The organism is Streptomyces sp. NPDC085946 (assembly GCF_044540485.1).
GTDB lineage: Bacteria > Actinomycetota > Actinomycetes > Streptomycetales > Streptomycetaceae > Streptomyces.
In genome coordinates this window covers 21894-34695 of record NZ_JBITSF010000029.1, presented here as the reverse complement: position 1 = coordinate 34695, position 12802 = coordinate 21894, and the positions used below count along the sequence as shown (strand labels likewise).

At 69.6% G+C, this 12802-nt stretch carries 10 protein-coding genes and 2 pseudogenes; 7 read left to right on the top strand and 5 right to left on the bottom strand.

The window, feature by feature from the left end; genetic code table 11:
- Nucleotides 1-2 precede the first annotated feature (2 nt).
- From ACIF8T_RS35255 to ACIF8T_RS35245, 3 genes are read left to right on the top strand one after another with little or no spacing between them, the layout of a single operon-like run.
- Complete coding sequence (locus tag ACIF8T_RS35255; RefSeq protein ID WP_400040885.1) at nt 3-1163, top strand: acyl-CoA dehydrogenase family protein; 1161 nt, start codon at nt 3-5, stop codon at nt 1161-1163.
- Nucleotides 1160-2014: an HpcH/HpaI aldolase/citrate lyase family protein gene (locus tag ACIF8T_RS35250; protein ID WP_400040883.1), complete on the top strand. Its 855-nt coding sequence runs from the start codon at nt 1160-1162 to the stop codon at nt 2012-2014. The genes ACIF8T_RS35255 and ACIF8T_RS35250 overlap by 4 nt, the downstream gene beginning before the upstream one ends.
- Before the next feature lie 33 nt (nt 2015-2047).
- Nucleotides 2048-2899 carry an SDR family NAD(P)-dependent oxidoreductase gene (locus ACIF8T_RS35245; protein ID WP_400040881.1) on the top strand — a complete coding sequence of 284 codons (852 nt, stop codon included), beginning with the start codon at nt 2048-2050 and terminating at the stop codon, nt 2897-2899.
- A gap of 93 nt (nt 2900-2992) precedes the next feature.
- Here the strand turns inward: ACIF8T_RS35245 and ACIF8T_RS35240 are convergent, their stop codons facing one another.
- Nucleotides 2993-4492 carry an MFS transporter gene (locus tag ACIF8T_RS35240; RefSeq protein ID WP_400040879.1) on the bottom strand — a complete coding sequence of 500 codons (1500 nt, stop codon included), beginning with the start codon at nt 4490-4492 and terminating at the stop codon, nt 2993-2995.
- 109 nt (nt 4493-4601) lie between these two features.
- Between ACIF8T_RS35240 and ACIF8T_RS35235 the strand changes: the two genes are divergently transcribed.
- Complete coding sequence (locus tag ACIF8T_RS35235; protein ID WP_400040877.1) at nt 4602-5318, top strand: TetR/AcrR family transcriptional regulator; 717 nt, start codon at nt 4602-4604, stop codon at nt 5316-5318.
- Between the two features lie 90 nt (nt 5319-5408).
- Entirely contained in the window at nt 5409-6146 is a 738-nt protein-coding gene (locus tag ACIF8T_RS35230) for an SDR family NAD(P)-dependent oxidoreductase (RefSeq protein WP_400040875.1), read from the top strand.
- 126 nt (nt 6147-6272) lie between these two features.
- Here the strand turns inward: ACIF8T_RS35230 and ACIF8T_RS35225 are convergent, their stop codons facing one another.
- From ACIF8T_RS35225 to ACIF8T_RS35210, 4 genes are read right to left on the bottom strand one after another with little or no spacing between them, the layout of a single operon-like run.
- The gene (locus tag ACIF8T_RS35225; RefSeq protein ID WP_400040873.1) at nt 6273-7145 is read right to left on the bottom strand and encodes a branched-chain amino acid ABC transporter permease; all 873 of its coding nucleotides are present in this window, start codon (nt 7143-7145) and stop codon (nt 6273-6275) included.
- 36 nt (nt 7146-7181) lie between these two features.
- Nucleotides 7182-8378 carry an ABC transporter substrate-binding protein gene (locus ACIF8T_RS35220; protein ID WP_400040871.1) on the bottom strand — a complete coding sequence of 399 codons (1197 nt, stop codon included), beginning with the start codon at nt 8376-8378 and terminating at the stop codon, nt 7182-7184.
- A 7-nt stretch (nt 8379-8385) separates the two neighbouring features.
- The gene (locus ACIF8T_RS35215) at nt 8386-10200 is read right to left on the bottom strand and encodes an ATP-binding cassette domain-containing protein (protein WP_400040951.1); all 1815 of its coding nucleotides are present in this window, start codon (nt 10198-10200) and stop codon (nt 8386-8388) included.
- The gene (locus tag ACIF8T_RS35210) at nt 10200-10931 is read right to left on the bottom strand and encodes an ABC transporter ATP-binding protein (RefSeq protein WP_400040870.1); all 732 of its coding nucleotides are present in this window, start codon (nt 10929-10931) and stop codon (nt 10200-10202) included. The genes ACIF8T_RS35215 and ACIF8T_RS35210 overlap by 1 nt, the downstream gene beginning before the upstream one ends.
- Before the next feature lie 395 nt (nt 10932-11326).
- Here ACIF8T_RS35210 and ACIF8T_RS35205 point away from each other — a divergent pair.
- Together ACIF8T_RS35205 and ACIF8T_RS35200 are read left to right on the top strand one after the other, a co-directional pair.
- Nucleotides 11327-12036, top strand: a pseudogene (locus ACIF8T_RS35205) (PaaX family transcriptional regulator C-terminal domain-containing protein); the annotation flags it as partial.
- Nucleotides 12009-12789: pseudogene (locus ACIF8T_RS35200) on the top strand (MFS transporter); the annotation flags it as partial. The pseudogenes ACIF8T_RS35205 and ACIF8T_RS35200, both read left to right, overlap by 28 nt.
- Nucleotides 12790-12802 lie beyond the last annotated feature (13 nt).

The following is a 12802-nucleotide window of genomic DNA, read 5'->3' as shown; positions in this document are numbered from 1 at the left end:
GGATGGACTTCGCACTCACCCAGGAACAGCAGGACTTCAAGGCGACGCTGCGGGCGTTCGTCGACAAGGAGATCATCCCCGTCGCCCGCGAATGGGAGCAGTCCGGGCGCTACCCCGCCGAGATCGTCGACGGCCTCAAGGAGATGGGCCTCTTCGGCATCACCGTCCCCGAGGAGTACGGCGGCCTGGACCTGGACCCGGTCTCCTTCGCCCTGGTCTTCGAGGAGCTGGCACGCGGCTGGATGGGCATCGCGGGCGTGCTCGGCAGCCACTCGCTGTCCTGCCGGATGATCGCCATGCACGGCACCGAGGACCAGAAGCAGCGCTTCCTGCCGGCGCTCGCGGAGGGTACGCGGCGCACCGGCCTCGGTCTCACGGAGCCGGGTGCCGGCACCGACATGCAGAGCATCCGCACCACCGCCGTGCTCGACGGCGACCACTACGTGGTCAACGGGACCAAGTCGTGGATCACCAACGCGCGTTTCGCCGACCCGCTGCCGGTGATCGTCAAGACCGACCCGTCCGCCTCGCCGAAGCACAAGGGCATGAGCGTCCTCCTCATCGAGCAGGACACCCCAGGCTTCGAGGTGCTCAAGGACATCGGCAAGCTCGGCTACAAGGGCCCCGAGACCTGCGAGGTCCTGCTCGACAACGCCCGGGTGCCGGTGGCGAACCTGCTCGGTGGTGTCGAGGGCCGCGGCATGCAGCAGACGCTGTCGGCGCTGGAGTGGGGCCGGGTCAACATCGCCGCCCGCGGCGTCGGGGTCGGCCAGCGGGCGTACGAGGAGGCCCTCGCCTACTCCAAGCAGCGTGTCGCGTTCGACCAGCCGATCTCGGAGTTCCAGGCCATCCAGCTCAAGCTGGCCACCATGGCCACCAACCTCCAGGCCGCGCGGCTCATGACGTACTGGGCGGCCACCGAGGTGCGAGGCGGCCGCGCGGACGGGCCGACCGGCATGGCGAAGATCTTCTCCTCCGAGATGGCCCTGGAGAACGCCATCGACGCGATGAAGGTCCACGGCGCCTACGGCTACTCGACCGAGTACGAGATCGAGCGTCTCTTCCGCGACGCGCCGCTGATGAGCATCGGCGAGGGGACCAACGACGTCCTGCGCACCGTCGTCGCGAAGGCGCTCGTCTCGGGTCGGGCCAGCGTCGGATGACCCCGTCGATCCCCCGGTCGCATCTGTACGTACCGGGCAATGCCGGGGCCCGCCTCGACAAGGCGTGGGCCGGTGACGCCGACGCCGTCATCATCGACCTCGAGGACGCCGTGCCCGTCGCGGAGAAGCTGGCGGCGCGCCGTGCCGTGGTGGAGTGGCTGGCCTCGACGGCCGAGCGGCGTGCGGAGTCCGGCCGCGAACTGTGGATCAGGATCAACGCCGGCGCCGAAGGACTCACCGACGTCGACGCGCTGGCCGGTGCCGAGGGGCTGACCGGGCTGGTGCCCGCCAAGGCGACCGTCGCGGACGTCCGGACCCTGGACACCGAGCTGGACCGGCGGGGTCTGGGCTGGCGGCTCAGCCCGCTCCTGGAGACGCCGGGCGCCGTGCTGGACGCGCGCGTCATCGCGCAACTCCCCCGGGTGCTGAGGCTCCAGATCGGCGAGTACGACCTCTGCGCGGCGACCGGCATCCAGCCGGGAGCGGACGAGGTCGAGACGGCCTGGGCCCGCTCCTGGGTCGTGTTCGCCGGCAGTGAGGCCGGCATCGAGCCGCCGGTCGCCCCGGTGTCGACCGTGGTCCGTGACGAGGCGGTGTTCGCCGCCTCCACGGAGCGCGCGGCACGCCAGGGCTTCCTCGGCAGGGCGTGCATCCACCCGGCCCAGCTGCCGGCCGTGCACGCGGTCTTCACCCCGAGCGCCGAGGCCGTCGCCGAGGCCACCGCTCTGCTCACGGCGTACGACGCGGCGATCGCCGCCGGCGCCGGGGCGTACATCGACGAGAACGGCCGCATGGTCGACGAAGCCCTGGCACGCGGTGCGCGGCGCATCCTCGCGCTCGCGCGCGGCTGATCGCGCCAGTCCGTACGAGAAGGGAACCGTGTGATGAAGGAACTCCGGGGCCGCGTGGCGGTCGTCACCGGCGGCGCCAGCGGCATCGGCTACGCCCTCGCTCAACGCTTCGTCGCCGAAGGCATGAAGGTGGTGATCGCGGACATCGAGGAGAAGGCCCTGGACGAGGCGGTCGCCTCCCTGGGCGCCGACGGAGCCCAGGTCCACGGGGTGCGTACCGACGTGTCCCGGGCCGAGGACGTCGAGGCGCTGGCCCGGGCCACGCTCGACCGCTTCGGCGGCGTCCACGTCATGTGCAACAACGCCGGCGTCGAGAGCGGCGCACCGTTCCTCGACATCCCGCTCAGCACCTGGGAATGGGTACTGAAGGTCAACTTCTGGGGCGTCCTCCACGGCTGCCGGACGTTCCTGCCCCTGCTGAAGGAACAAGGCGAGGGGCACATCGTCAACACCGCCTCGACCGCCGCGTTCGCCACGGGGCTCCCGACGTTCGCGCCCTACTCGGTCTCGAAGTTCGCCGTGCACGCCCTGTCGGAGAACCTCGACATCGAGCTGCGCACCGCCGGTGAGCCCGTCGGGGTGTCCCTGCTGGTGCCCGGTATGACGAAGTCCCGCATGGCCGACGCCGAGCGCAACCGGCCCGAGGGCGTGCCCCTGTCCGAGGCCCCGGAGCGGCGGGCGGTCCTCGACATGATCCGCGGTGCGATGCGGGACAACGGGCTCGACCCGTCGGTCACCGCGGACCAGGTCGTCGACGCGATCCTCAACGACCGCTTCTTCGTCCTCACCCACCCCGAAGAGACCATCGGGGCGGTCAAGGCCCGCCTGCACTCCCTGGAGACCGGCGAGCCGTCGGCCGTACGCAAGCCCTCAGGCGCGCAGTGAGGTCACACCCGCCCCACAGGACCGGCTGCCGGCGCTGCGAGCTTCGCAGCGCCGGCGGCCGGTCCTGTGCTGTCGAACGGGGTGGCCGCTGCGTCACATGTGGACGACGGGGGCGGCGTCCGGGTCCACCTTCGGGGCGCCGCGGCGGAAGAGCAGCCCGCAGATGACCGCTCCGACGACGAAGAAGACGGCGGACCACGAGTAGGCGGTCGAGTAGCTCTCCAGGGCGGACTGGCCGATCACCTCGGCGGTGGGCTTCTTCCCGGCGACGTAGTCACTGGCGGCACTGGCCGCGAGGGAGCTGAGCAGGGCGGTGCCGATGGATCCGCCGACCTGCTGCATGGTGTTGACGCTCGCCGAGCCGACACCGGCGTCCGCCGGGTCGATGCCCGAGGTGGCGGCGCTCATGCACAGGGGCAGGACCAGACCGAGGCCGACAGCGAAGAGCAGCAGCGGGGGCAGGACGTGCGCGGCGTAGGAGGAGCCGGCGTCCAGCCCGGTGAGCCAGAGAAGACCGGCCGCCGCCAGAACCATACCGACGGGCACGATCGGCTTGGGGCCGAAGCGCGCGTTCAGGACGCTGGTCGCCACGGTGGAGACCACCATGAGCACGCCGACCATCGGCAGGTACGCCAGACCGGTCTCCAGCGGCGAGTAGTGCAGCGTCTGCTGGAGGTAGTACGTGAGGAACAGGTTCACACCGAACATGCCGGCCGCGGAGATGAAGATGCCGATGGAGGCGGCACCCCGGTCACGGTCCAGGAGGACGCGCAGCGGCAGCAACGGGTGCGCGACCCGTGTCTGCAGCCAGCAGAACACCGCGATCAGCACGGCACCCGCCACCAGGAAGCCCCAGGTGCCCGTGGCGCCCCAGCCGTCCGTCTCCGCGTTGGCGCACCCGTAGACCAGGGCGAACAGACCCGCGGTCACCGTGATCGTGCCGGGCACGTCGATCTTCACACCCTGCTCCCGGCGGTGGCGCGGCAGCAGCACCAGGGCGCCGACGAAGGCGACGGCGGCGAAGAGGAGGTTCACGTACAGGCACCAGCGCCAGCTGAGGCCGTCGGTCAGCACGCCACCCAGCAGCAGCCCGAAACCGCCGCCCGCACCGGCGACCGCACCGAAGATGCCGAACGCCTTGGCCCGCTCCTTGGCGGTGGTGAACGTCGTCGTCAGCAGTGCCAGCGCGGTCGGCGCCAGCAGGGCGCCGAAGACGCCCTGCAGCGCGCGACCGGTCACCAGGACACCGAAGCCCGTCGCCGCGCCGGCCAGCGCGGAGGCTCCGGCGAAACCGACCAGGCCGATCAGCAGGGTCATCTTGCGGCCGATGAGGTCGGCTATCCGCCCGCCGAGAAGCAACAGGCTGCCGAAGGCCAGGGAGTAGGCGGTGACGATCCACTGCCGGTTCTCGTTCGAGAAGCCCAGGTCCTGCTGGGCGGACGGCAGCGCGATGTTCACGATGGTGGCGTCCAGCACCACCATCAGCTGGGCGACCGCGATGACCGCGAGGATCAGCCAGCGCCGGCCGTGGTGCGGGTTCGTGGCTCGATGATCGGCCTTCGGGGGGCCGGCATCGGTCGAAAGGGTGCTCACAAGGTCTCCGAAGACGAGAGAGGGCAAGTGGAGAAGGTATCTCCAGTTACGCGTCCCACCGTAACACTAATCGGAGACGCCATCTCCACTTAACGAGTACAGTGGAGCCATGAGCCGCAGGACCGCCCCCGTTCAGCCCGCCGGAAGCCCGCCCCGGACCCGCCCCCTGCGGGCCGACGCGGAACGCAACCGGCAGCGCATCATCGCCGCAGCCCAAGAGGTCTTCGCCCGCAGAGGGCTGGAGGTCACTCTCGACGACATCGCCCACCACGCGGGCGTCGGCGTCGGCACCGTCTACCGCCGCTTCGCCGACCGCGAGGCACTCATCGAGGCGGTCTTCGACAGCGAGATCCAGCGCGTGGTCACCCTCGCCGAGCAGGCCCTCTCCCACGAAGACGCCTGGGAGGGACTGGTCCAGTTCCTCACCCTCACCGGCCGGGATTTCGCCGAGGACCGCGGGCTGAAGGAGGTCCTGCTCGAAGGCGCGCACGCCCAGAACCGGGTCGCCACCACACGGGAGCGCCTCACCCCCGCGCTCAGCGCCCTCATCGCCCGCGCGCAACAGGAGGGCTCGCTCCGCAACGACATCGAGGCGACTGACGTCCCCCTCCTTCAGCTCATGATCGGAGCCGCGGCCCACCACACCCTGGCTGTGACGCCCGATCTGTGGCAGCGGTACCTCGCCCTCGTCCTCGACGGCCTGCGCGCCCGGAGGGAGGCCCCCAGCCCCCTGCCGCACCGCGCGCTGACCCAGGAGGAGTTCGACCAGGCCGTACCCAAGACCCTGCCGCCGCGTTCGGTGGCGGACAGGACCGGCGACCGGTAGCCCGCAGGACTACGCGAGCACGCGCATCACCACCGCAAGAATGACAAATTTACCTATTTATCTCTAAATGCACAGCAAAAGGAGCAAACCATGTCCAAAGTGATCGCCGTCTTCGGTGCCGGTACCGGCCTGGGTGTGTCCGTGGCCCGCCGCTTCGGCCGGGAGGGTTTCCGGGTCGCCCTGGTGGCCCGCCGCAAGGACCGGCTGGACACCCTTGTCGAAGAACTCGCCGGCGAAGGCATCGAGGCGGCCGCCTTCTCCGCCGACCTCTCCAAGCCTGCGGACGTACCCGCTCTCGTCGGGGCGATCCGTGACCGCTTCGGCCGGATCGACGTGGTCGAGTACGCGCCGATCGGCGGCAACCAGGGATTCACCGCGGCCGCCGAGCTGGACGCCGCCACCCTGGAGGGCCTGATCCCGCTCCTGCTGCTCACCCCGGTCGAGGTGGTCAAGGCCGTGCTCCCCGAGTGGACCGAACGCGGCGACGGCGCCTTCCTGCTGGCGCAGGGCTCCTCGGCAGCCCTGCCGATGCCCCACCTCAGCGGCTTGGGACCGGTCATGTCCGCCACCCGCAACTACCTGTACTCCCTCAACGGCGAGCTGGCCGGGAAGGGCATCTACGCCGGCGCCCTGACCATCGGCGCGCTGATCACGCGCAGCGAGGCGGCCGCCCGGGTCGAAGCGGGCGACTTCGAGACGCCCGACGGTCCGCAGTTCCCGGTCGTCGACCCGGACGACCTCGCCGAGCACTACTGGAGCATGTACACCAAGCGCGACCGCGTCGAGCAGTTCCACCCCGAGTCGCTGTCACCGCACGCTGCGGCGTAGCACCGGGAACGCGGACCGGCTCGCGGCGATCCGCCCGGGCCGGCACGGCATCTCCGCGCGAGCCGGAGGTGGCCACGCGCGGAGATGTGTACGAGGTGACGACGGCCCGGGGACGAACCTTGGCCGTCACGCCTGTGCCGGGGCCTCCCAACGAGCGGAGCGGTTGGTCCACAGCACCGCGGCGAGGATGAACAGGAGGGGTACGGCTCCGCGGTAGGGCTGCAGTTCGCTGATGGAGTTGAGGGATCCCTGGAGCGCACCGATGACCAGGCCGCCGGCCAGCGTCAAGGGGAAGCTCCGGAAGGAGCCCACGAGTGCGGCGGCGAAGGCGCCGGTGGCGAGCATCGCCAGGGTTTCGAAGTCGGCCGGGAAGAGCGGCGCGACGAGGATGAGGGCCAGGGCGGTCAGCGCGCCCGAGCCGGCCCACACCAGCATGGCGATCGGACCGGACGGGACACCGATGAGTTCCGCGGTCTTCGGACGGTCGGACAGAGCCCTCAGGCGGAGTCCGAGGCGGGTGCGCTGCAGCACCCAGCTCGAAGCGAACGTCAGCGCAATCGCCGCCAGGACGGTCACCACCACGAGCCAGGTGACGGCCACGCCGGCCACATGGACCGCCGCCGACTCGAACGGCGCCGGGAGCGTCCGCGGATCCTGGGCGTTGAAGAAGCGTCCGCCCAGGGCGATGAGGGCGGTGAACAGGGAGATCGTGACGGCGGTCTTGACGACCGTGGTGCCGTCGGCGAACCACGTGATGAGAACGGCGCCGATCGCCAGGTTGAGTACCGCCGCCAGGAGGACGCCGATGGGGAGGGCGAGCCAGAGGGACGTACCGTTGCCCCACAGGTCGGCCATCACGAAGGCGCCCATCGCGCCGACCGACGTCTGCGCGAAGTTGATGACGGCCACGAACCGGTAGGTCATGAGCGTGGTCAGGCCGACCAGGGCATAGGCAGCCCCGGCTGCCAGCCCGGAGATCGCGGTAGCGAGGAAAAGCATGCTGTCACCTGATCTTTTCTCTACGGCACACGGACATCACTTCCAGGTGAACCAAGTGCCGGACACCGGCTTCCACACGCCGTTCTCCAGTTTGCCGACCATGATCGCGTCGTTCGAGGCTCCGAACTCGAACGGAGTCCCGGCGAGATCGTTCTTGATCGGTGACATGTCCGAGAGCGCCTTGCTGACCGTCTCCGCCGTGATCGGGCCGTCCATGCCCTTCAACACGTCGACGGTGTACTTCGCGGAGAGGTAGGCACCCTCGGTGAAGCTGCTGACCGGCAGGTCGTGCTCGGCCATGAAGTCGGTGTAGTCCCGCATGTCCTGGCTAGAAGTGTCGGAGGGCGCGAATGAGGACCCGGCGTACATCGGTATCTTGAACTTGGCCAGCGCCTTGCCCACCGCGGTGTCGTAGGAGCCGCTCATCTGCAGCAGAACCACGTCGTCCATACCTTGCGTCTGCATCTGCTGTGCCACCGCCGGTGTCTGCTGCGGACCGCCGGCGATCAGGATGGACTGGCATCCGGCCGACTTCGCCTTGAGCAGGTCAGGGGTGTAGTCGGTCTGATTCTCCGGAACGCTGTAGTCCTGGAACGCCAGTTTGTCCCCGGTCTTCGCCTCGACCTCGGGAGCCGCCTTCCTGAAGGCCTCACTGAGCGAAGTGGCCGTCTTGATGACGCACTGACGGGTGAGGTTCAACTCCTCCGACCCGAACTTCAGCATGAGCTTGAACTCGGTGGGAGGACTGGGGTTGACCTGCGTGATGTTGCTGCTTGTCACACAGCGCTCGGTGGCGCCGATGGCCTCGATCGCACTGATGTCGTTCTGCTTGTAGTAGCCCTCGTTCGTGGCGCACGACGCGTAGCTGGCTCCGCCCACAAGGGCGACGACCCCGTCCCCGACGAGCTTGCGGGCGGCCTGCGCCGCACCGTTCGGCGTCCCGGAATCGTCGACGACCGAGTACTCGATCTTTCGGCCGTCGATACCGCCCGCCGCGTTCACGTCTTCGAAGTAGGCATCGACCGTCTTGTCGATCTTGGTGGGCCCGAAGGCGTGAGAGCTGCCGCCGAGGGACACGATGGCCCCGAGCTTGATCGGTCCCGAGGTGCCGTCTCCACTGTCACTGGAGCCGCACGAGACGGCTGCGAACAGCACGAGGGCGGTACCGGCCGCCGTGGTCGTCCCCCGGTACGCGCGGCGCTTGCCGGACACTGGGTTCTTCACATGTGTCATCTTCTTCTCACTGTCCTTCGGATTCGGAAGTCGCCGGCGCGGTAGGAACCGGCACTCGTGTCCCGAGGTAGGCTTCTGCGACCTCGGGCCGGGAGAGAACGTCGTCCGGCTCGCCGCGGGCGATGACGCGGCCGCCGTCGAGGACCATCAGTGAATGACAGGCCTCGCGGATGAAAGAGATGTCGTGCTCGACGACCACGACGGTGCTTCCCGAGATCCGCGGGATCAATGAGACGGCCTTCGCGAGGCGCGCGGACTCCGCGGCTGCCTGGCCGGCGGCCGGCTCATCCAGGAAGATCACCCGCGCCCGGGACGCCGCCAGGCCCGCGACCTCCACGATCCGGCGGGTTCCGACGTCGAGGGCTCCCATGCGGGCCTCCCGCGGAGGGCCGTCGAACCAGTCCAGGTACGCGTCCACATCCGTGTCGCTCAGATGCCTGGCCGCGACGCTGCGCAGGAAGGCCGCCACGGTGAGGGAAGGCGGCACCAGAAGTTGCTGGAAGCTGCGCCGCACCCCGGCCTTGGTCCGCGTATGCGGCGCCTGGCCCACCACGCTCGTCTCCGCTACCAGCACCTCGCCGTCATGGCGTTCGGCGAATCCGGTGACGGCGTCGATGAGCGTGGACTTCCCGGCCCCGTTGGGACCCAGCAGGCCGACGATCTCACCCGGCTCGACGCGGAAGGTGACGTCTTCCAGAGCACGGACGGCACCGAAGGAAACAGTGAGACCGGTGACTTCGAGAGCAGTCCCCCCTGGCTCGTCGACGGCGACGCCCGAGAGCTGCGCGGCCTCCGGAGCGGTCACCCGTTGGACCTGCTTGGCCTGCAGCAGCTCCCTGGTTCTTCGGGCCCGGAACTTCTGGCGGATCATGTCGCTCTGGCCGGCTTGCCCTTTGCCGGCCTTCAGGACGACGGCGGCCGTCAGGCCGAAGAACACGGTGGCGTAGTGGGTCGGCACTCCCGTCTCGACCAGCACTGCCGGCAGCAGGGCCAGAAGCAGGCCGCCGAGCAGCGCCGACTCCGCGTGGTGGACACCCAGGATGACCGCCACCGAGAAGAGACTCAGCGAGGCGACGCTGTTGAAGCCGGCCGGCGTGGCGGAGCCCTGTTGCCCGACGAACAGGCCGCCCGCGAGCCCGGCGAGGAGCGCGCTCAGTGCGAACGCGGCCAGCTTGGCGGTCAGCACGTTGACGCCCCGGGCCGCGGCCGCACGCTCGGCGTGACCCACCTCGACCCACGAGGTGCCGAGACGGTTCCGGTCGATCAGCCAGAGGAGGAGCATCAGTGCTCCGACGATCACGGTGACGAACGCCAGGTAGCTGCTGTCATCGCTCAGGAACGCGGGACGGTCCACGTAGAGGCCCGTCGCGTTTCCGGGGAACTGCGTGACGCCCCACACGACGTCCGCGGTGGCCGCGACCGAGAACAGCGCGATCGCGAAGGTGGCTCCGCGCAGGCGTGTCGAGATCAGGCCTAGGAACAGACCCGCGGGCACGGTCGCGACGGCGCCGATCAGCATCCACACCAGGAGGCCGCCCGGCACCCCGGAGACGGCGCACTGGAGAGTGACCATGGCCCCGATGCCGGCGAAGGTCAGCTGCCCCAGGGCGAGCACGCCCAGCCGGCCCGTGAGGATCCCGGCACTCAGCATGAGGACCACGTTGATGAGGCCCGTCATGACCGCGTGACTCCAGTAGCTGGTGAGTCCGGAAGCGATGACGAAGACGGCCACCAGTGCCGCGCCGAGTACCAGCGGGGCACTGACGCCACGGATCGGCCCGGGAATCCTGGAAGCCAGGGGAAGGGAAGCGGTTTGAGCCATCACGCCACCCGCTCTTCGACACTGCCCAGATAGAGCGTCTGGAGGAGTTCAGGAGCGTCACGCAGTGCGGCGGCATCGCCGCTGAAGACGACGCGCCCTTCACGGAGGACCGAGACCTCGTCGGCGATCTCCAGCGCCAGCGCGGCGAACTGTTCCACGAGGATCACCGAGGCACCACGATCGGCCAGCTCCCGAACGGCAGCGAGCAGCCTCACCACCACGACGGGCGCGAGCCCCAGGGACAGCTCGTCGAGGAGGAGAACCGACGGACGGCGGAGCCACGCCCTCGCGACCGCGACCATCTGCTGCTCACCACCGGAGAGCCGGCCCGCTTGCACGTTCTTGCGTTTGACCAGCTCCGGGAAGAGCTCGTAGGCCTCGTCGAGAGGCGCGCTCTTCGCGGCGGCGACCTTGAGGTTCTCCTCCGTGGTCAGTTCACGGAAGACGGAACGGCCCTGCTCGACATGGACGAGTCCGGCGGCGGCACGTCGCACACACCGCCAGCCGGTCACGTCCGCACCAGCGACACGGACGTGACCACCAGTCACCGGGAGCACCCCCGACAGGGCTTCCAGGAGAGTCGTCTTGCCCGCGCCGTTGGGTCCGACGACCAGCGAGACCTGCCCTGGCCGAGCGCTTACCGAAACGTCGCGGAGGATCGAAAGGCCGGCTCGGTCGACCACGAGGCCGTCGGCTTGGAGCCCGAGTCCGGGGTCTGCGGAGTCAGTCAACGTTTCACCCGTCGCAGAAGGATGCGCACCGCGTCCGTCGATCACCTAGTTCGCTGATCGCCCGCAGGTGCGCTGAATGAACGGGCTGAATGTAGGAGGGGACAAACCGGCGGTCAAGCACTCGGACACTGTCAAGGAGAAAGGTCCGCAGGCCCCAACAGGCCGCTGGAAGGGCGATTCTCGGACAGGGCGCGCACCACGTGATCGGCTCCCGCGAACGAGCGGGACGGCGTTCGATGCGGTCCCGCGGGCGGGAGGAGGGTGTCGGGCGTGGACAGAGAGGACCCTGGACAGAGACGACCATGGCCGCCGCCCGCGCCGGCCGTCCCGCGTCCGGCCGGCTGATCTCCAGAGTTACTGTGGACCGCGTGACCGGTGAAGAACCGCTGCGTCCCATGTCCCTGATACTGACGTTCCTGGGCGACGAGGTGCTCGGGCGGAATGTGTGCGTGTACTCCGGCAGTGTCATCGACGTCTTCGCACGGGCCGGGATCTCGGAGCATGCGACACGTTCGGCGCTCACCCGCATGTCAACAGGGGGTTGCCGCGACGCGAGCGCGAGGGGCGGCGGATGTACTTCGGGCTGACCGAGCGGTCCGTGGCCGTGTTGCGCGACGGTGAGCGGTGCATCTGGCACACCGGTGCCGTCAACCGGCAGTGGGACGGCACCTGGACGCTGCTCGCCTTCTGACTGCCGGAGTCATGGCAGCGCCAACGCCACGACCTGCGCTCGCGGTTGACGTGGTCCGGCTTCGGCCCGCTGTTCGGTGGGGTGTGGATCGCGCCCGGCGAGGTCGACGTGGCGCCCTTGCTGGCCGAGCTGAATCTGGGTGCGCAGGTCAAGGTGTTCCACGGCCAGGCCGACGTCGGGACGGACATCGGCGCGATGATCGAGGAGACCTGCGAGCTGTCCGAACTCGCCACCACCTACGAGGTGTTCGTGAAGCGGTGGAAGCCGCACGAGAAGCGCACACCGGACGCGGACGACGCGTTGGTCCTGCGGCTGCGGATGCAGACGGAGTGGCTGCAGCTCGTCCGCCGCGATCCGAGGCTGCCGGTCAAGCACCTGCCGGACGACTGGCCGGCCGAGCAGGCCGAGAAGACGCCATCGGCGTCTGGGCACCGGCGCTGCTGGTCACCCTTCGCGTGGTGCAGGGCCTCGCCATCGGCGGCGAGTGGGGCGGCGCGACCCTGATGGTCGTCGAACACGCCGAACGCACCCAGGGCTCCCGACGCGGACTGTGGTCCAGCTTCACCCAGCTCGGCGCACCACTCGGTTCGATGCTCTCGGCCGGCGTGGTCACCCTCGTCTCCACCCTGCCCGACGACGACTTCCGTTCCTGGGGCTGGCGGGTGCCCTTCCTGCTCAGCGTCGTCCTGCTGGCCGTCGGCCTGTTCGTGCGCCTCAAGGTCGCCGAAAGCCCGCTGTTCGCCCAGATGAAGCGGGAACCGGCGGGCCGGCCGCCCGTCGTGGAGGTGCTGCGGCGGCCGAAGCCCGTGCTGCTCGCCGCCTGCGTCGGCATCGGCGCGTCGCCCTGGGCACGGAGTCGCGCAGTCCACGATGTACGGCCCGCTCGGCGCGCTGATCGCCGAACTGTTCGGCACGAAGGTCCGCTACACCGGCGCCTCCCTCGGTTACCAGGCGGCCACCCTGGTCGGCGCCGGCTTCTCCCCGCTGATCGCGAGCAGCCTCCTCGCCTCGTACGGCCGTGGCAGCACTCCCCTCTCGCTGCTCCTGTGCGCCGGTGCCACCATCGCGGCCGTCGCCGTGTGGCGCATGCGGGAAACCCGCCATGACGCGCTCGACCCCTCGGCATCCCAGAAGCCCTCCTCGGTCCCGGACGGTGCTCGCTCGTGACGAGACGGCCGCC